Source organism: Hwanghaeella grinnelliae (assembly GCF_004005845.1).
In the GTDB taxonomy this organism is placed as follows: domain Bacteria; phylum Pseudomonadota; class Alphaproteobacteria; order UBA8366; family Aestuariispiraceae; genus Hwanghaeella; species Hwanghaeella grinnelliae.
In genome coordinates this window covers 110,986-130,017 of sequence record NZ_SADE01000001.1, presented here as the reverse complement: position 1 = coordinate 130,017, position 19,032 = coordinate 110,986, and the positions used below count along the sequence as shown (strand labels likewise).

Here is a 19,032-nt window from a genome sequence, read left to right as displayed (position 1 = left end):
TCACCCTAGCCTGAATGGAACTGGTTCAGAACCCGCTTGCCTGCCCCCTTTCCCTTCGCTATCGGGGCTGATACGGAATTTTTTCGGCGGGTCTTCGCATGGTTGACGGGTTGAGGCTTGGGATCGATACCGGCGGTACGTTTACCGACGCAGTGCTGTGCCGCGAGGACGGCGCCGTTTTCAGAACCGCGAAGGCGCTGACCACGAAACACGACCTGACCATCGGGATCGGCAAGGCCATCGCCGCCATCATGGAGCCCGATGGCGAGGAAGCGGTCCCGGCCGAAGCCATACGCTTGGTTTCAATATCCACCACACTCGCCACGAACGCGGTCGTCGAATCCCACGGACAACCCGTCTGCCTGATCATGATCGGGGAAACGGAAGCGGCATTGGATCGGGGCGGATTGCGGCAGGCGCTGGGAAGCGATCCCGTCATTTTCATCGCCGGCGGCCACGGATCGAATGGCGACGAGGCGACGCCTCTGGACATGGCTGCGGTTGAAGCCGCGTTGGAGTCCCATGCGGGAAAGGTTTCGGCCTTTGCCGTTTCCGCCCATTTCGGGTCGCGGAACCCGGCTCACGAACAACGCGTCCGGGATGCCGTCCTGAAACTTACGGGACGGCCGGTTACATGCGGCCACGAACTGTCCGCCAACCTGGACATGCCAAGAAGAGCCCTGACCGCCGTCCTGAATGCCCGGCTGATCCCTTTGATTTCCGACCTGATCGAAGCCGTCACCGGCCTGCTGGCGCAGCGCGGCATTACCGCCCCCTTGATGGTGGTGAAGGGTGACGGGTCCCTGATTTCGGCGGAAACGGCGCGCTACCGCCCTGTCGAAACTGTTTTGTCCGGCCCGGCGGCCAGTGTTGTCGGCGCGCGGCACCTTAGCGGCCAAGACGACTTGATCGTCGTCGACATGGGCGGCACGACAACCGATATCGCCCTGTTGCGCGGCGGCCGTCCCAAGCTGGATATGGATGGCGCGAATGTCAGCGGTTGGCGCACCATGGTGGAAGCGATCGCGGTCCATACCGTCGGCCTCGGCGGGGATAGTGAAATTCGTCTGGACGATGAAAAACGATTGATCGCGGGTCCGCGTCGTGCCGTGCCCTTGAGCCTGCTGGCGCATGAATATGCGCATGTCGTTCCAGCACTGAAGGAACAGGCCGCGCGCGCCTACGAAAAGACCTATGACGGCCGCTTCGCCATCCGTCAGCGCCGGTTGGGTGAAGGTGCCGCCCGACTATCGGCCAGCGAGCAGCGGATTTGGGACAAGCTGGCGGACGGCCCCGTCGACCTGGAAACGCTGCTGTCGGACAGGGCGCCGGAACAACCGCTACGGCGCCTGGTCGACCGAGGCCTCGTCGCAATCTCGGCCTTCACGCCGTCCGACGGGGCTCATGTATTGGGCCTGCACCATGCCTGGAACACGGAAGCCGCCATGCTGGGTGCGCGGATATGGGCGCGTAAGGAGATCCGGTCCGGTAAACCGGTGGCGAAGGACGAAAGGGAGTTTGCCCAAACCGTCTTCGATCTTGTCATTGAGCAGGCTGGGGAAGCACTGGTCATGGCCGTATTAGACGCCGAAGGCATGGCTGCACCGGGCCGCCTCGGCACGCTGACACGGCGGCTGCTGTCCGCCGCCTTCTCATCAAGCACCAATCCCGCCCAGCGTAGCGAACTGCAAGTCGACCTTCGGTTCCGCACACCCGTGGCCGGAATCGGCGCACCCGCGGCAACCTATTATCCCGCTTTCGGTCAACGAACTGGCACACAGATCGTCTTACCGCCGCATGCGGATGTCTCCAACGCGGTCGGCGCGGTCGCGGGCGGCGTCATGCAGACGGTCCGCATCTTGATTTCAGCCCCGAATGAATTCGTCTACCGCGTGCATCTGCCGGACGGGTTGAAAGACCACCCCAGCTTCGAAGTCGCAGCCCAGGTGGCAGAAGAACAGGCAAAGGCCCTGGCCCACCGTCAGGCGGCGGAAGCCGGTGCGGCAAGCGTGCATGTGGAATGCAGCCGGGACGACCGCTTCGTGAAGCAGATGGGCGGTCGCGACCTGTTCGTCGAAAGCACCGTGACAGCAATCGCCACTGGACGGCCGTCACTTGGATAGAACGTCTAGGACGATTTGACCGGCGGCGGCTGTTCCATCCCACCGCCCGGCGGGCGATCCAGCGTAAAGAAATCGTCCACCACGGAATAATCCATATAGCCGAGGCGCGCCAAAGGCCGGATCTTGCGAATGTCGATCCTGCCCTCTTCGGTGATCACGTCGTCCCGCACATGGATGCCGATAACACGCCCGATCACCAGCGAATTGGGGCTGCCCTTGCTGCCTGCCGGCAGATCGATAATCTGATGCAACTCGCACTCGAAACTGGCGGCGGCATCCCGCACGCGCGGCGGCTTCACCTTCTCACATGGCGCCGCGGCGAGGCCGGCGACGACCATTTCATCTTCCCCATGCGGGACAGGACCCGACGTGGCGTTCATCTGGTTCGCCATATCGAAGCCGACCAGATTGTAGACGAATTCCTTCGTTTCGGTAATGTTCTGCAAGGTATCCTTTCGGCCACCTTCTTCATGATACCCGTTCGGGGAGAAGGCCAACATCGGCGGATCTTCCGCGATTGCATTGAAGAAACTGAACGGTGCCAAGTTCGGCACTCCATCCTCGCTGATGGTGCTGATCCAACCGATTGGCCGTGGCACGACCATCGATTTGAACGGGGAAAAGCTGAACGGAGCCGGCTTCTTCGACACGGCGGGATCAAAATACATATGGTTTTGCCTCTCTTGCAGGTCCCCGGCGGCGCACGGCGACACCGGGCAAGATTGTGTGTTGGTCAGAAAGATAGGGCGGGCGACGCCTCTTCTCAATCGCAGGCCGCTTATTCACGGCCAAAGCGCCTATTCAGATAGCAGCCCGGTCAAGGCGTTGTCCCCCCGCCAGTCGGACCGCACACGCGCAATGATCGCGTCGGAAAGATAACATTCGACCCGGTTTGCTACATGGTCGATCAAGGTGCCGCCGGTGTTTTCCGCCGACCAATCCTCGGCAGACGCCGCCGCATGCTTGTCCGCCACGCGGGTCGCTCGACTCTCAACCGCCCATTTCGCACACCACGTGACCGACCACAGCCACATGATCCGCCGCATCGGCAACAACCAGGGTTTCAGTGCAGAACCTAGTTCCTTCGGCACAGTCGCCAGCCAAGTCGCATAAAAATCAGCAATCTGCGCCACACTCGGTTCCGAATAGGTGGCGACATCCCAGGTCGTGGAGGTATAGAGCGTGGCATGGGCAAGGTCGAAACCCGCACCGCCATACCGCCCCTTCTCCAAATCGACCAGCACGGCGCGACCGGAGCCCTGCTCAAGAATGAAATTGCCGGGATGAGCATCGAAGGAAATAAGCGTCTTCGTTACCGACGGCAGGTGTCGGATTTCCTCCCGAACAGTGTCTATCTCCGCCTCTATCGCCTCCCGCCCAGACTTTGAAACCGGCGCATGGGGCGAGGACAAATGCCGACCTTGCACGAGCATCTCCTCCAACGTCGCCGCGACCGCATCCTCTGGATCCTTTAATGGCGAACGTTCGGCGACGGGCGGCAACGGCAAGGCATGAATGGCAGCCAGTGCGCGGGCGGCATCGGCAAGCCCCGCCGGCAGGGTCAGGGTCTCCCCCGAGATCTCTTCCACCACCAGGCTACCCATCGGAATCTCCGGGGTGGGCTCAATGATCCCATAAAGTTTCGGCGTATGGCCGCTCGCCGCCATGCGCCGGAAACAGGCAGCCTGATAGATCAGGTTTTCCCGCGCGGCCAGGGCCAACTGGCTCTGCCGAGGCACCCGCAGCAGCACGCCCGTTCCGACGATACGAATATGGTCATGCGCCAGGCCGGTCGTGGGCAGTGGATCGAGGTCCGCGGTTTCGACAGTGGCGAATCCGGGCAGGCGCGAAACCGCCGCCGCGAGGGCCGGCATCTGATCAGAGAGTCCCATTGCGACTTTCCTTCCAATCCCCGTAGGACGGTCCATCATCCACATCGGGCAAAACAGCGGCAAAGCCGACACGCGCCCCAGCCGGCAGAGTTGCAATCGTATCCCCCAGCGCGAAAGGTCCCGACCACCGCACGCCACGAAACAATCCATAAGGCACTGGGCGTATTCGCCTGAAGCCGACCAGCCAGTAGCCGCCATCCTCCGCCGGGCCGAAGACGGCATCCTTCCGCCCCAACAGTGAGATCGCCTGCTGCATCGAGGCCGCGTCGATAGCAGGAATGTCCGATCCGATCAGCAATACCGGGCCCGGCGGCGCGTCGTTGAGCGCGCGGGCCATACGCTGCCCCAAATCGCCGCGCCCCTGGGCTTGCCGTTTCACGCCCCTCGGCCAGGCCCGGCGCGCATGGACTGCGCGGTCCGGCGCGAGGCACCAGATCACCCGCCACCGGCTATGCACAGATAGTTGCCTATGCAGTCGGGTCAGGTTTCCGCGATAAAAATGAAGGGCAGCCGTCGCACCGATATCCCGTGCCAAGCGGCTTTTCACCCGGCCCAGGCGCGGTTCCTTCGCGAAGATCAGCAAAGTCGGTTTCCGCCGCATGCCGTTACCCATACAGCCGTGCCAGAACATGCGGCGGGACGCCCAGGAAATACAGCGACAGGCAAATTAGGTTCCGTAGCGACCGCCGCAGATAGCCGGACTGCCTGTAACGCTGGGCTGAGGTTTCGAGCGAAGCCGTCAAGGGAAACATATTGTCCCTACCGATGCGTTGGACGATCTCGACATCTTCCATCAGCGGCAGAGAATTGAAACCGCCCAGCTTGCGGTAAAGGGCCGGTGTCAGCAGCAGCCCCTGATCCCCATAGGGCAAACCGAAGGTGCGGCAACGCCAAGCCACGAGACGCTCCAAGCGCCGTGCCGCCGGCGCCGCATCGTCGAGCGCGAATTGAAAATAGCACGCCTTTTCGTCCCGATCCGCGCGGGCGGCAAATCCCACCACCGCTTCCTCCCACCCCGGCTGCAACGTGCTGTCCGCATGAAGAAACAGAAGCAAATCAGGATCACCATCCAGCAAAGCCGCTTTGGCCCCCGCCCGGAGTTGTCGGCCGCGCCCCTTTTCCGACCGAACAACGCGCAGACCCAATGCCTCTGCAGCCTTCGTCGTGGCATCGACTGACCCGCCATCGCATATCAGGATATCGACCGTCATCCCCGTCTTGCCCGCCCGCAGGGCCGCCACCGCCGCCGACAAAGTCGTCGCGGCATTCAAGGTCGGGATCACGACCTGCAGGCGCAGGGCCGGTTCCCCGGTGGCGACGGGACGAAGCATACCCCCGGACTATGCAGTTTTAAGTGGTTCCGCAAGGGGGGTGCGGGCATTCGCCCCAGCGGTCACGCAATCATGATCGCATTGTGTCCGAGGACACTATGGGGAAAACCCGCCAGTGCTCGTATATCCTGCCCATATCCTGTATGGAAACGCGTGAAGGATGGGTGCGGTGGTTGGATCGATATGGAATACGGGGCGAACACGGCGACAGACCATCGCCGCGCTTGCGCTCGCCCTTCCTCTCCTGCTCCCCGGCCTAAATCCCGCCGCTGCGAAAAGCGCCGATCTGTGGGACATCTGGTTAGCGCATGACGAGGCCGCCACAGCCAGGATAGAGCATGGCGCCTGGGACCAATTCCTCGGCAAATATGTTTATCCCGATCAGAGCGGCGTCAACCGCGTCGCCTATGACAAGGTCACGGAACAGGACCGCGCGATCCTGAAAGCCTATATCGCGCGGTTGGCGGGGCTTCGGATCACCGCCTATCCGAGGGCCGAGCAGGAAGCCTATTGGGTCAACCTGTACAACGCGCTGACCCTGGATGTGGTGCTGGACCATTACCCGGTCAAAAGCATCCGCGATATCGATATTTCCGGCCTGTTTTCGAACGGCCCCTGGGGCAAAGATCTGGTGGAAATAGAAGACCACGGTGTGTCGCTGGACGATATCGAACACCGTATCCTGCGCCCGATCTGGCAGGACCCGCGCACCCATTACGTGGTCAACTGCGCCTCCATCGGTTGCCCCAACCTGCTGCCGGTCGCGGTCACAGCCGACACGCTGGACGAGATCAAAACCGAAGCCGCCCGCGCCTATGTCAACCATCCGCGCGGCGTGACCATCACGGGCAAGACCGCGACAATCTCAAAAATCTACGATTGGTTCTCAGAAGACTTCGGCGGCAGCGAAAGCGGCATCCGCACCCACCTCATGCTCTACGCCGACCCGGCCCTGGCCAAGGCCATCGCCCAAGTCGAGGATTTCGACTACGCCTATGATTGGTCCCTGAACGGGAAGTAGGCATTTTCCGATCGTACGGAATGAAACGGGATATCGGGGCCGCTTCCGAGCGCCGTCCGTCAGGCACCCATGCGCACACGATGCCGGTTCAACGGCAAGTAAGGGCACACGGCGGCAAAACAGACTCCGCTTCGCCGCCGCGCCATGCCTCACTTAGAGGTAGCCCATGTCCTTCCAAATCTTAAAGTTCTCGCGGAACGTGGAGATCGATTCCCAGATCTTCTTTGAGTCGGGGTTCGCCGCCAGTTCCTCGGCCAGGACGTCTTCCCAGGCCGCTTTGAATTGATCCAAGACTTCCTGTGGCCAACGGTGAAGGGTCACGCCAGCTGCGACGTTGTCCTTCATCGCCTGGAACTGCACCGCTTCGCCTTCGGCGATCATCTCAGCAATCTGCGCATCGCAGGACGTGTTCAGCATCGCCCGTTGTGCGTCCGTCAAATCGTTCCAAGCGTCCATGTTGACCAGCAATTCGTTCGACGTCGATTGCTGGTGCCAACCCGGATAGTAGTTATGCTTGGCGATCTGGTTCAGACCCAGCGTAATGTCGATCGCCGGCATGGAGAACTCGGTCGCGTCGATCGTACCGCGTTCCAGCGCCGGATAGATATCCGCCGCCGCGAGTTGCTGCGTGGAAACGCCGAACCTCTGCATGACCTTGGCGCCGACGCCGAAGAAGCGCATTTTCAGGCCCTTCAATTGATCGAGACTGGTGATCTCTTCACGGAACCAGCCGGAAGTTTCCGGAGGAATCATGCCGCAGAGCACGAACTTGATATTGTCGCGGGCGTAGAGCTCCTCGGCCAATTGCAGGCCGCCGCCATACTTGAACCACGCCACGAATTCTGGCGCGGCCGGGCCGAAGGGCCAGGACGAGAGGAATGAGAAAGCGGAATTCTTACCCTGGTTCGCGCCGGAGGTGCCCCAGGCCGCTTGGAAGGCGCCCTGCGATACTGGGTCGAAATAGGCAAAGCCGCCGACAAGCGCGCCCGGCTCTTCAACCTTGATCGCGAAGTCGCCGTCGGACATGGCGTCGACAGCCGCAGCGACACGCCGCGACGGCTGACCGATGACGGCAACCGTCGACGCGTAGGCCGCATGCATTTTCCATCGGGTCTTGGCCTCGACCGGATCGGCCGCCGTCGTCAGCGTCACCGCGCCGACGATCCCGGCCATGGCCGCCGTTTTCACAAGATTGGATAGTTTCATCCGTAACCTCCCCTTTCCGGGCCGGCCCCGCTATTGCGGAAACCGGTAATTTTTAATGAGTGCCACGGCGGTGCTCTTTGCCATGGCGATATTGAGTGGGGAACGCTGTCCCTTTTGGTGGAGTCTTGCGACTGCACCTTACGAAACCCTCACAGTCCGCCAGGCCCGATGCAAGGCATTCAACGATCGCCCGGTCCGACGGATGCGCTATTGCGGTCTGAGCCGGCTTCCGGTTAAGCCGGGTGTGGCGGTCTTTTTGTCAGTGGGCTTGCCGCAGCCAAGAGCCTTCGATACTGCGGCATTGGACGAGATCACGAAGACCCGGTTACACCCGAAAATAATCCATTCCTTATTATCCAATTCGTAACCTTCAATTAAATATGCTTTTCTCCGAGGGCACGGCCCATATCACCCCCCCACGCGGCGTGACCATCACGAGCAAGACGGCAACGATCTCAAAAATCTACGATTGGTTCGCGGAGATTTCGGCGGCAGCAAAAGCGGCATCCGCACCCACCTCATGCTCTACGCCGACCCGGCCCTGGAAATCGCCATCGAACAGGTCGAGGATTTTGAGTATGCGTATGATTAGGATTTGAATAGGGGATAAGCGCAAAAAAACGTTCGCAACGCATGGGCTGTTAGATCCCAAGAACCAAAAAATGTGTTCTGCCAACTCCATTAACTTCAAAGTACAGTTGATCAGAAGAGTAGTCGGTTAAATAGAATCATGGGATATTTCGTTAAAGTCCATCTTCAAAGTTCAGGCTTATGGCACGCGTTTTTCCTTCAAAGACGACCCCGATTTCTTGTGCAAAGCTCTCCATAGAGGACGTTGCGAAGATTTTTCGCCGTCTTGAAAAGTCTGTGTTGGAACAAGGTGACTTGGAAATTAGCGAACTGCTTCCGCAAGAAAATGAACCGAGTGCTGAATTTGAGGAGCGAAAGCAGAAAATCAAAGAATCAGCGTTTCGTGTGACGGTAACAATTAACGGATCCGACGGCTCCAGTTTCTTTGGTGATAATGAAGCACTGTTCTACTCTGAAAGTCTCCCCGATGAAATCTCAATGGTCTACATGACCAACAAAACGGCTTACAACGGCGTGGCACGAATAGACCCTAACAATGGATTTGAACTGACCTTAGATTTCTCAAAACCACCACTTCTTGATTTTAGAAACTCAATATCTAGCCCAACAGGGAATGTTAGCGGGCTCCGTATCACCGGCGATAGGGATTCTTGGGTAGCAACTATACATTCGGCAGTCATGGATATAGTCGACCTCCGTAGAACTAGACGCCGTTTGATCCATATTGGCGCAGCTTACGACATAGGTTTAGCTGTAATCGGGTTTCCCCTAGGATTTTATTTTTGTAGGCACTCGTCGCCGCTCATAGAGAAACTCTTTGCAGAATCGAGCGTTTTTCTAACCTCTGCAGCGTATTTCTATTTGATGCTTTTGACACTTTGGATCCACAGAGTGATGTTTGAATATGCGAGGTGGATTTTTCCCACTCTTGAATTGGAGAAAAACAACTCAAATATCGTATTTCATCGAGGGTTTTGGTGGACAATCATAGTGTCCGTTCTTGGAAGCATTGCGTACGATCTCAAAGCCCTAATCTAAAAATCGCCTTCCCCACTTAGCAACTAAGGTTACATGTATCTCTCTAGTCCGGCACCGGGTCGTGACCGCTGCCGCCCCAAGGGTGACACCTTATTATCCGCCGCACCGCCAAGGCCCCGCCCTTTATCGGCCCATGCTTGGTAATTGCTTCAACCGCGTATTCGGAACAGGTCGGCAAAAAACGGCATCTGGGACCAAGCAGGGGCGAGATGACGTAACGGTAGAATTTAATGGGGAGAAGGACGAGCCAGATCGCAAGACGCGCTGCGCTGGACCTCTCCTTCGGGGCGGCCATTACGCCGATTGCGCGTTGGCGCCCTCACCTGCTTTTGCCGCGTCAGCCTTGCGGATTTCCGCGATGGCTTTTTCTACCCCGTCGAAGGGCAGCAGGATGGAAGCATGGCGGGAGCGGTGGTCGCGCGCGGGGATGAGAACTTCGTAGACGGACCAGGGCCCCGAGGGCGGATCGCCTTCTTCCTTCAGCATCGCGCGCATTTCGCGGGCGGCCTGGGCGACCCGGTCCGGCGTCTGGCCGACAACGATTTGCTTCATCAACGCAGCGGAGGATTGGCCGAGCGCACAGGCACGGACGTCTTGTCCAAAATCGGTGATGACGCCGTCCTTCATTTTGAGATCGACCTTCACCCGGCTGCCGCAGAGCGCGCTGGTGACGGTGACGCTGGCATCGGGATCATCCAGCCGGTCCTGTTTCACCAACCCAGCGGCCAAGTCCAGAATGCGGTCGTTATAAAGTGCGTCCACCATTGTCGATTTCCCGGCTTTTCGGTTCCGTTCACCAAAGGTCCAACCCTGTCCCCTTCCTATATAAGGCCGCGCGCACCGGGTACAACCGGACGCCGGGTCACCTGACCTTCCACGATTGCGACCGACTTCACTTGGCACATGCCCCCCAAATCCGCTACATCCGGGCGTTACGGACCGCCGGATTTCATCTATTCCGGCAGAAACCGAACACGAATGGGGAGGGGACGACAGTCATGACGGAACGGAAACCGGGTTTCGACACATTGGCGCTGCATGCTGGCGCGGCGCCGGATTCCGCGACCGGCGCGCGGGCGACACCGATTTATCAGACATCCTCCTATGTTTTTGACGACGCGGAACATGCGGCATCCCTGTTCAATCTGCAGGAACCGGGCTTCATCTATTCCCGCCTGACCAATCCGACCGTGGCTGTGCTGGAAGAGCGCATTGCAGCCCTGGAAGGCGGGATCGGCGGGACGGCGACTTCGTCCGGACACGCGGCGCAGATCCTGGCGCTCTATCCGCTGATGGGGCCGGGCGACCACATCATCGCCTCCAACAAGCTCTATGGCGGGTCAATCAACCAGATGGCCCACACCTTCAAGCGGTTCGACTGGTCGACCACCTTCGTCGATCCGGACGATCCGGAAAATTTCAAACGCGCGCTGATGCCCCGGACCAAGGCGATCTTCTGCGAAGGGCTGGCCAATCCGGGCGGCGTCGTGGTGGATATTGAGGCCGTCGCCACCATAGCGCATGACGCGGGCATTCCGCTGGTGGTGGACAACACCTTGGCCTCCCCCTTCCTTCTGCGGCCTTTCGAATGGGGTGCGGATATCGTCGTGCATTCGACGACCAAGTTCCTGTCCGGCAACGGCACCTCGGTCGGCGGCATGGTGGTCGACAAAGGAACCTTCGATTGGACGGCCAATGACAAGTTTCCCAGTCTGTCGCAACCGGCGCCGGAATATCACGGCCTGACCTTCTATGAGACCTTCGGTAACCTCGCCTATACCATGTTTGGCCATGCGGTCGCCTTGCGCGACCTGGGCAGCACGCAGCAACCCTTCAACGCCTGGGTTACCCTGTTGGGGATCGAGACTCTGCCGCTGCGCATGGAGCGCCATAGCGAGAATGCACTGAAAGTGGCCGAATTTCTGGAAGCGCATCCCGCTGTCGATTGGGTCAGTTATGCGGGCCTTAAATCGAGCAAGTACTATTCCCTTGCCCAGAAATACCTGCCGAAAGGGGCCGGCGCGGTCTTCACCTTCGGCTTGAAGGGCGGTTTCGGCGCGGGCGTGAATTTGGTGGATTCGGTGGAGTTGTTCAGCCACCTCGCCAATATCGGCGACGCGAAATCGCTGATCATCCACCCGGCTTCCACCACCCATAACCAACTGTCCCCGGAACAGTTGGACGCCGCCGGCGCGGGACCGGAAGTGATCCGCCTTTCCATCGGCTTGGAAACGGCGGAGGATATCCTGGCGGACCTGGAACAGGCCCTCGCCAAAGCAGGCTGAACCGAACTGTATTATAGCACTCTGTGGAAGAAGGATCGCATCGATGTCGGACGCATTCCTGAAATTGTTGGGCGAGCGCGGCTATCTGGTTGCCGACGGCGCGATGGGCACCAGCCTGTTCAAGCGGGGTCTGGAGACCGGTTACCCGCCCGAACTTTGGAACGTGGAGCATCCGGAACGGGTCGCCAGCGTGCATCAGGAGTTCGCCGATGCCGGCTGCGACATCGTCCTCACGAACAGCTTCGGCGGCAATGCCTACCGCCTGAAGCTGCACGATGCGCAGGACCGCGCCTATGAACTGGCCAAGGCCGCCGCCGAAATCGCCCGCTTGGTCGCGGACAAGGCGGACCGGCCGGTCTTCGTCGGCGGATCGATGGGCCCCACCGGTGAACTGTTGGTGCCGAACGGCCCGCTGACGCATGATGAAGCGGTCGCGGCCTTTGCAGAACAGGCGCGCGGCCTGGCCGATGGCGGGGCGGACTTCCTGTGGGTCGAGACCATGTCATCGCGCGAGGAAGTCGATGCCGCGATTGAAGGGGCGCAGACATCGGGCCTGCAGGTCGTCGCGACCATGACCTTCGACACGGCCGGTCGCACCATGATGGGGGTCACGCCGGAAGAGGCTTATGCCCATATTCACTCACGACCGAACCATCCGCTCGCCATCGGTGCCAATTGCGGCCTTGGCGCGACGGAAAATGTCGTCTCCGTCGCCGCGATCGGCAAGATCGCCGACCCCGAAACCATCATCGTCGCCAAGGCGAATTGCGGCGTGCCGGAATTCAAAAACGGCGAGTTTCAGTATACCGGGACACCGGAACTGATGGCCGACTATGCCAGACTGGCCCGCGACGCGGGTGCAAGGATCATCGGGGGCTGTTGCGGGTCCGACGGCGAAGTGATGGCGGCCATCGTCGAGTCGCTGAAAGGCTATGAACCAAAGGCCATTCCCACCCCGCTGGAGGTCGTCCGTCATCTGGGTCCCTCGACCTATTTGAACGAGGAAGAAATCGCGAAGCGTGACGCCGGTGACGGCCCGAAGCGCCGCGAACGCCGCCGACGGCGCGGCGGTTCCGAAGACTGATTCACACCGTTTTTCGGTGATTTTTGATTGGGGGTAAGGGTATGCAGAATGTCGGCCAGGCCTTGGTGCGTCTGCTGGAACAATACGGCGTCGATACCATTTTCGGCATTCCGGGTGTCCACACGATCGAGCTCTATCGGGGTTTGACACAAACGCCAGTGCGCCATGTTCTGGTCAGGCACGAACAAGGCGCGGCCTTCATGGCGGACGGCTATGCCCGGGTCAGCGGCAAGCCCGGTGTCTGTTTCCTGATCACCGGCCCCGGCGTGATGAACGCCATGACCCCGATGGGGCAGGCCTATTCCGATTCCGTGCCCATGCTGGTTTTCTCCGGCGTCTTGGCGCGGGACGATATCAACATGGCCCGCGGCCGCCTCCACGAGATGAAGGATCAACGCGCCGCCACCGCAACCGTGACCGCTTGGAGCGCGACCGCCCCGGGTCAGGACGCCATACCCGGCCTGGTCGCCAAGGCCTTTGCCGATTTTGCGACCGCTCGGCCCCGGCCGATCCATATTGAAATTCCAATCGACGTTTTCGGCGAACAAGTCCCCGGCACCTGGACCGCCAAACCGGCGCCCGCCTCTGCCGCCCCTGACCCGGATGCCGTCGATGACGCGGCGCAGCGTTTGGCAACGGCGAAATCGCCTGTCGTCATCGTCGGCGGCGGTGCGGTCGGAGCCGCTGCGGAAGTGACGGCGCTTGCCGAAGCACTCGGCGCCCCGGTCATCACCACCATTGCCGGCAAGGGCGTCGTCTCCAACGGCCACCCCCTATTCGCCGGCTCGATGATCGCGGACCCGGATGTCCGCGCGCTCACCGCCCAAGCGGATGTGGTGCTGGCCGTCGGCACCGAATTCGCTTCGCCCGATTTCTGGGATGGCGAAATCGATCTGCCCGGCTTCATCATCCGCGTCGACCTGGACCCGGCGGAACTGGCCGACGACTACGGCGCCGGCCTGCCGATCCGTGCCGACGCCCGCAAGACCATCGCGGCGATCAACGAAGCGCTGCCCTCCCTGTTGATGGACGGGAACCGCAAAGCGCCGCAACACGATCTGGTCGCCCTGCGCAAGGCAGTTCGTAGCCGCGACACCGAGGCCCGCGCCCGGCACCGTACTGTTCTGGATGCCATCCGCCGGGCGCTGCCGGAGGATACGGCCATCGCCACGGACATGACCCGCATCGCCTATAGCGGCAACGAGGTCTTTCCGCTAAGCGAGCCGGGACTTTGGCTGCATCCGGTCGGGTTCGGCACCTTGGGCTACGCCCTGCCGGCGGGAATCGGCGCCTGTTTCGGCCGCCCCGGCAAGCCGGTCGCGGTGCTATCCGGCGATTACGGATTCCAATTCACGCATAACGAATTGGCGACCGCGGTCGAAAACAAACTGCCGCTGCCGATCATCATTTGGAACAACAACGCGTTGGGTGAAATCCGCCAGGGCATGATCGACGCGGAATTCACACCGGTCGCGGTGGAACAGATCAATCCAGATTTCGGCCTGCTCGCGCAATCCTATGGCTGCGGCTATGCCCGGCCGGACGATATACAATCGCTGGAACGCGCTTGCGCCGGAGCACTTGATGCCGACGGACCGACCATCATCGAGGTGACACGCGCCGTTCTCGGCTGACAACGGGTCATCAGATTGCCTGTATAGGCACGATCACTCTTCAGGCTGCCTTAAGGTTCATGCCGCCTCTTGCATCCCCGCTCCATGGGATCAGGAGCGTTTGGCATGTCCATCCTGGGAGGATCGAAATGTTTGCAGATATCGCTGCGAAAATGGCTTTTGGCAGACCGCGTGTTCACAAGACCGAGTCTTTGACCGCAACTGAGCGTGCCCTGCAAAGCAGCGCCACCGACCGGGAAAGGCCCATCCTTGCCATATGCGGCACCCCGGAAGATCGACTTGCATGGGACCCGATTTGGCGACTCTTAGTCACAAATCACCGTTTCGACGCCCATTCCCTGTGGCTCGACGCCGAAGACCGCCAACGCGTTCTCAAACACCGATGCCCAAGAAAAACACCTGCCGCCGATTTTATCGCATTGGCCCAAGCCCTAACTCGTGAATCCGGCTCCCCTATCCACGTGCTGGGTTGGTTAGAGGGTGGCGACATTGCCTTGCGCGCTGTCCTTCAAGCTCCGAACCTGTTCCGGTCCCTCACGCTATTCGATCCCCGCATCAGCGAGATTTTGAACCACATTGCAGAAGGCAGCAGCATCGAGGCCGATTTTTTTCGCGACCCCGCAGATACAAAGAAATCGCTTCCGATACGCATCCCAGAACCCGTGCTGCCCGCGCCGCCCGCGATCAACGTTGCGACACTATCCGCACTTGAAATCGATGCCTTGTTAATGACCGGCGAGGCATCCCATCCACGCGACCAGATCGCTGTGGAATGGCTTGCCGCGCATCTGCCCAACGCAACGGAACGTGTCTGGCGGGAGAATGGCCGCAAGGGTCTGTTTGAAAACCCTGAAATCATCGCGAACGAAATTGCTGCCTTTCTCGTTGCGACTTAGAACCCAAGTCAGCTCCATCAGCCTTTGGCGTATGACTACCGGCGTACTGGCTGCAAGCAGGCGATCCAGCTCATCATGCCTTTTCCGGCAGATCGGTGCCGTTCGCTGAAAGTGAAGACCCAGGCATCTGCCCCGCATCTCAATCGTCACTTCAAAGGAATTGTCCGACGCCAGCTTCTTCTGGACTGAGCTTCAACGCGATCGGAAAGGAAGTGAACGGGCGCGTTGGAATCTGCACCAGTTGTGAGCCTTCGCACAGACAACCCATTGCCGATCCAATGAGAATTCGTCTGGTCAAAGGATCGGAGTGGCCGCCAAGGGCTACACAGTTCCGTCAAATACTGTAGGATGGTACCACCGGCAACGTCTAATAAGCCGGGAACCGTTGAATTCCGCCCGTTTCCGCGATGGCGGGCGTGTTATCGGCACCGTGAAGGGGAGAAACTCATGGCCGAAAAGGCAGTAACCGCGCCGTTCGATGGCGCATTCATCCAGAATGTTCCAGCGGCGGACGCAAACACGGTGGAAAAGGCGCTGGCGACCGCCTACGGCCTCTACCGCGACCGGTCGAGTTGGATTCCTAAGCACAAACGTCTCGAAATTCTTCGCAAGACGGCCGAAATCATCAAAGAACGGCGCGAAGATCTAGCGCTACAGGCGGCCCGCGAAGGCGGCAAACCCCTGCCGGATTCGCTGGTTGAGATCGACCGTGCCGCAGACGGTGTCGAGAATTGCATCGAAGTGATCCGCGCGGAAGGCGGCAACGTCATCCCGATGGGTGTGAACGCTGCATCGGTTGGGCGCATGGCCTTTACGCAATTTGAGCCGATCGGCGTTGTCGTCGCGGTCAGTGCCTTCAACCACCCTTTCAACTTGATTGTTCACCAAGTGGCGCCCGCCGTGGCAACCGGCTGCCCGGTCATCGTGAAACCGGCCGAGGCCACGCCGATTTCGTGCTTCAATTTCGTGGACATCCTACGCGAAGCAGGCTTGCCCGAAGAATGGTGCCAGGTCGTCGTGCCGGAGAACCGGGAGATTTCGACGTCGTTGGTGACAGATGCCCGGGTGGCGTTTTTCAGCTTCATCGGGTCAGGGAAAGTGGGTTGGAGCCTGCGCTCCCAACTGGCGCCCGGCGCCCGTTGCGCGCTTGAACACGGCGGCGCCGCACCGGTGATTTACGCCAAGGATGCCGACATGGCAGCTTCACTACCGCTTCTCGCCAAAGGTGGCCTATACCATGCCGGCCAAGTCTGTGTATCCGTTCAACGGGTCTTCGCAGATGCCACCGTGGCAGGTGACTTGGCCGATGGATTGGCCGAGTTGGCGCTGAAAATGAAGGTCGGCGATCCGACTCTGCCCGACACGGAAGTGGGTCCAATCATCAAGAAATCCGAAGCGGACCGGATAGAAGAATGGATCAAGGAAGCCGTGGACGGCGGCGCTAAACTTGTTTGCGGGGGCGAACGCCTTTCCGACAGCCTGATCCAGCCAACGATCCTTCTGAATCCGCCACCGGATGTCCGGGTCTCACAAATGGAGATCTTCGGACCGGTAATTTGCGTCTATTCATACGACAATATGGATGACGCATTGGCCCAAGCGAACTCCCTGCCCGTCGCCTTCCAGGCGGCGGTCTTTACCCAGAACCTGGATACTGCCCTATATGCCTACAAGCATCTGGATGGCACGGCGATCATGGTCAACGACCACACCGCCTTCCGGGTTGATTGGATGCCATTTGCCGGTGCCCGCCAATCGGGTCATGGCGTTGGAGGCATTCCCTTCACCATCCATGAAATGCAGACGGAGAAAATGATGGTCATGCGGTCGAGTGCGATCTGATCGGTGGCCAGTTGAATTACCGATAACCGGCGGCGCGCTAGTCGGCAAAACCGCCAACAAAAAACGCCAAACAGCAATACCAGCCATGGGGGAAACCATGAAAGCATCTGATCTATTCGTAAAATGTCTGGAAGCCGAAGGGGTAGAGCGCATCTACGGCGTTCCCGGTGAAGAAAACGCCGATATGATGATCTCGCTGCTCGACAGCAAGATCGAATTCGTTCTGTGCCGCCATGAGCAGGCCGCGGCCTTCATGGCCGACGCGTATGGCCGCTTGACCGGCAAAGCCGGCGTTTGCCTTGCAACATTGGGCCCGGGCGTAACCAACCTTGTGACCGGCCTTGCCGATGCCAATATGGACCGCGCGCCGGTCGTGGCGATCATCGGTCAGGGATCGACCAAGCGGCTGCACAAGGAAAGCCACCAGAACATGGACTCGATCGCCATGTGTCGGCCGATCAGTAAATGGGCCCAGTCCATTGTCGACGGCAAAAACATCACGGAAGTGGTTCGCAAAGCCTTCAAGATCGCCGAGCAGGAAAAACCCGGCGTCTGCGTCATCGAACTTCCGGAAGATGTCGCCAAGGAAGAGGTTGATCACAAGCCGATGCCGGCGACGAAAGTCCGCCGCCCGGCCGCAGATCACAAGGCGGTTTCCGCCGCGGTCGATATGATCGCGGAAGCGAAAAAGCCGATCATCTTGGCCGGCAACGGCGCCATCCGGAAAAGAGCGGCGCAGCAGTTGCAACGCTTGGCGCAAAAGCTGGGCATTGGCGTGGTGAATACCTTCATGGGCAAGGGTGCAGTTCCGATGCATGACGAGCATTGCCTGTTCACCATGGGCCTCGGCAGCGGCGATTATAACAACCTCGCCTTCGACGACGCCGATCTGGTTATTTCCTGCGGCTACGATTTGGTCGAATACGGACCGAGCGCCTGGAACCGGACCCAAAAAGAAAACAAAAAAATCATCCATATCGACTTCTGGCCGGCCGAAGTGGATCGCGACTATCCGGCAGACGTGGAAGTTGTTGGCGACCTGGCCGACTCCTTGTGGCAACTGAACGAGGCGGTAAACGACCGTTTCGCCGGTAAGCTGCCGCTGTTCGATATCGGCATGCGCAAGGAGTTGCGCGACACGATGTGGAACGACTTCCAGGCGGAAAAGGACGATACGGGCTTCCCCGTGAAACCGCAGAAGATCCTTCACGACGTGCGTGAATTCATGGGGCCGGACGACATTCTGTTGAGTGACGTCGGCGCCCATAAGATGTGGATTTCACGCTACTATCAGTGCGAAGTTCCCAATACCTGTCTGATCTCCAATGGTTTCTGCACGATGGGCTTCGCCATGCCGGGGTCGATCGGCGCCAAGATGGCCTTCCCGGACCGCAAGGTGTTGTCCATTAGCGGCGATGCCGGCTTTATGATGAACGTGCAGGATCTGGAAACCGCTGTGCGCAAGAAGCTGAATATCGTTGCCATGGTTTGGTGCGATGGCGAATACGGCTTGATCAAGTGGAAACAGCAGAACGGTTTCAACGGTCGCCATTCCGACCTTGAATTCACCAATCCGGATTTCGCCATGCTGGCGAAGAGTTTTGGCATGTGGGGAACGCAGGTTACGTCAGCCGACGGTGTCTTGCCGGCGTTGGAAGAGGCCTTCAAACAGGATGGCCCTGCCTTGATCGCCGTTCCGGTCGACTATGCCGAAAACATGAAACTGACCGAGCGACTCGGCAACGTCCAAGTCCAAATCTGATTCACGCCGTGCCGTAAGTACGGCACGGAGAATAGACTGCAATCCCAGCCGGCCCGCTTCGCGCGGGTCGGCTTTTTCTTACAAGGCACTGTTTCTAATAAATATTTCCAGCGCTGACTTGGCCAATATCACTGCGGCGTGCACGATTAAATCACCGCCAACATTAGCGTGTTTTTTACAACGGATATCGGTCTGGTTAACATTTGAACGCCACCCATTGTCTTTGTGAACGTCAGTTCACACGATTGGCCAGCAGCCTGGTTGACGACCACATGCGACCCCCCTCATATGCGCAAAGTTAAGTTCACCGAAACCTAATTTCGGTAA

Annotated in this window: 17 protein-coding genes; 10 read left to right on the top strand and 7 right to left on the bottom strand. The window is 59.6% G+C overall.

What is annotated here, in order from left to right; genetic code table 11:
* The first annotated feature begins 98 nt into the window (after positions 1 to 98).
* Positions 99 to 2,123 carry a hydantoinase/oxoprolinase N-terminal domain-containing protein gene (locus tag EOI86_RS00565; RefSeq protein ID WP_127763205.1) on the top strand — a complete coding sequence of 675 codons (2,025 nt, stop codon included), beginning with the start codon at positions 99 to 101 and terminating at the stop codon, positions 2,121 to 2,123.
* Positions 2,124 to 2,128: 5 nt separating this feature from the next.
* Here the strand turns inward: EOI86_RS00565 and EOI86_RS00560 are convergent, their stop codons facing one another.
* From EOI86_RS00560 to EOI86_RS00545, 4 genes are all read right to left on the bottom strand, one after another.
* On the bottom strand, positions 2,129 to 2,791 hold the full coding sequence (locus tag EOI86_RS00560) for a flavin reductase family protein (RefSeq protein WP_127763204.1): 663 nt from the start codon (positions 2,789 to 2,791) through the stop codon (positions 2,129 to 2,131).
* 129 nt (positions 2,792 to 2,920) lie between these two features.
* On the bottom strand, positions 2,921 to 4,015 hold the full coding sequence (locus tag EOI86_RS00555; RefSeq protein WP_161973635.1) for a phosphotransferase: 1,095 nt from the start codon (positions 4,013 to 4,015) through the stop codon (positions 2,921 to 2,923).
* Positions 4,002 to 4,616: a TIGR04282 family arsenosugar biosynthesis glycosyltransferase gene (locus tag EOI86_RS00550; RefSeq protein ID WP_127763202.1), complete on the bottom strand. Its 615-nt coding sequence runs from the start codon at positions 4,614 to 4,616 to the stop codon at positions 4,002 to 4,004. Before EOI86_RS00550 ends, EOI86_RS00555 begins: the two co-directional genes overlap by 14 nt.
* 4 nt (positions 4,617 to 4,620) lie before the next feature.
* The gene (locus EOI86_RS00545; protein WP_193555761.1) at positions 4,621 to 5,346 is read right to left on the bottom strand and encodes a TIGR04283 family arsenosugar biosynthesis glycosyltransferase; all 726 of its coding nucleotides are present in this window, start codon (positions 5,344 to 5,346) and stop codon (positions 4,621 to 4,623) included.
* 160 nt (positions 5,347 to 5,506) lie between these two features.
* On the opposite strand from EOI86_RS00545, the gene EOI86_RS00540 reads away from it, so the two are divergent.
* Positions 5,507 to 6,367 carry a DUF547 domain-containing protein gene (locus EOI86_RS00540; protein WP_127763201.1) on the top strand — a complete coding sequence of 287 codons (861 nt, stop codon included), beginning with the start codon at positions 5,507 to 5,509 and terminating at the stop codon, positions 6,365 to 6,367.
* Between the two features lie 153 nt (positions 6,368 to 6,520).
* Here the strand turns inward: EOI86_RS00540 and EOI86_RS00535 are convergent, their stop codons facing one another.
* Complete coding sequence (locus tag EOI86_RS00535; RefSeq protein WP_127763200.1) at positions 6,521 to 7,573, bottom strand: TRAP transporter substrate-binding protein; 1,053 nt, start codon at positions 7,571 to 7,573, stop codon at positions 6,521 to 6,523.
* A gap of 469 nt (positions 7,574 to 8,042) precedes the next feature.
* Here EOI86_RS00535 and EOI86_RS24865 point away from each other — a divergent pair, with 469 nt between their 5' ends.
* Together EOI86_RS24865 and EOI86_RS00530 are read left to right on the top strand one after the other, a co-directional pair.
* On the top strand, positions 8,043 to 8,165 hold the full coding sequence (locus tag EOI86_RS24865; protein WP_275668576.1) for a hypothetical protein: 123 nt from the start codon (positions 8,043 to 8,045) through the stop codon (positions 8,163 to 8,165).
* Positions 8,166 to 8,344: 179 nt separating this feature from the next.
* Positions 8,345 to 9,202 (top strand): hypothetical protein, encoded by an 858-nt coding sequence (locus EOI86_RS00530; RefSeq protein WP_127763199.1) that lies wholly within the window; start codon positions 8,345 to 8,347, stop codon positions 9,200 to 9,202.
* A gap of 43 nt (positions 9,203 to 9,245) precedes the next feature.
* Here the strand turns inward: EOI86_RS00530 and yidD are convergent, their stop codons facing one another.
* Both yidD and EOI86_RS00520 read right to left on the bottom strand, forming a co-directional pair.
* Complete coding sequence (gene yidD / locus EOI86_RS00525; protein WP_127763197.1) at positions 9,246 to 9,497, bottom strand: membrane protein insertion efficiency factor YidD; 252 nt, start codon at positions 9,495 to 9,497, stop codon at positions 9,246 to 9,248.
* On the bottom strand, positions 9,497 to 9,967 hold the full coding sequence (locus EOI86_RS00520) for an iron-sulfur cluster assembly scaffold protein (RefSeq protein WP_127763195.1): 471 nt from the start codon (positions 9,965 to 9,967) through the stop codon (positions 9,497 to 9,499). Before EOI86_RS00520 ends, yidD begins: the two co-directional genes overlap by 1 nt.
* Positions 9,968 to 10,200: 233 nt before the next feature.
* On the opposite strand from EOI86_RS00520, the gene EOI86_RS00515 reads away from it, so the two are divergent.
* From EOI86_RS00515 to EOI86_RS00490, 6 genes are all read left to right on the top strand, one after another.
* Positions 10,201 to 11,487 carry an O-acetylhomoserine aminocarboxypropyltransferase gene (locus EOI86_RS00515; RefSeq protein WP_127763193.1) on the top strand — a complete coding sequence of 429 codons (1,287 nt, stop codon included), beginning with the start codon at positions 10,201 to 10,203 and terminating at the stop codon, positions 11,485 to 11,487.
* Positions 11,488 to 11,530: 43 nt separating this feature from the next.
* The gene (gene bmt / locus EOI86_RS00510; protein WP_127763191.1) at positions 11,531 to 12,571 is read left to right on the top strand and encodes a betaine--homocysteine S-methyltransferase; all 1,041 of its coding nucleotides are present in this window, start codon (positions 11,531 to 11,533) and stop codon (positions 12,569 to 12,571) included.
* Between the two features lie 41 nt (positions 12,572 to 12,612).
* Positions 12,613 to 14,205: a 5-guanidino-2-oxopentanoate decarboxylase gene (locus EOI86_RS00505; RefSeq protein ID WP_127763189.1), complete on the top strand. Its 1,593-nt coding sequence runs from the start codon at positions 12,613 to 12,615 to the stop codon at positions 14,203 to 14,205.
* A gap of 128 nt (positions 14,206 to 14,333) precedes the next feature.
* Entirely contained in the window at positions 14,334 to 15,101 is a 768-nt protein-coding gene (locus EOI86_RS00500) for an alpha/beta fold hydrolase (RefSeq protein ID WP_127763187.1), read from the top strand.
* Between the two features lie 447 nt (positions 15,102 to 15,548).
* The gene (locus EOI86_RS00495) at positions 15,549 to 16,943 is read left to right on the top strand and encodes an aldehyde dehydrogenase family protein (protein ID WP_127763185.1); all 1,395 of its coding nucleotides are present in this window, start codon (positions 15,549 to 15,551) and stop codon (positions 16,941 to 16,943) included.
* Positions 16,944 to 17,040: 97 nt separating this feature from the next.
* Positions 17,041 to 18,705, top strand: coding sequence for an acetolactate synthase large subunit (locus tag EOI86_RS00490; RefSeq protein WP_127763183.1), 1,665 nt, complete (start codon positions 17,041 to 17,043; stop codon positions 18,703 to 18,705).
* The last annotated feature ends 327 nt before the right edge of the window (positions 18,706 to 19,032 follow it).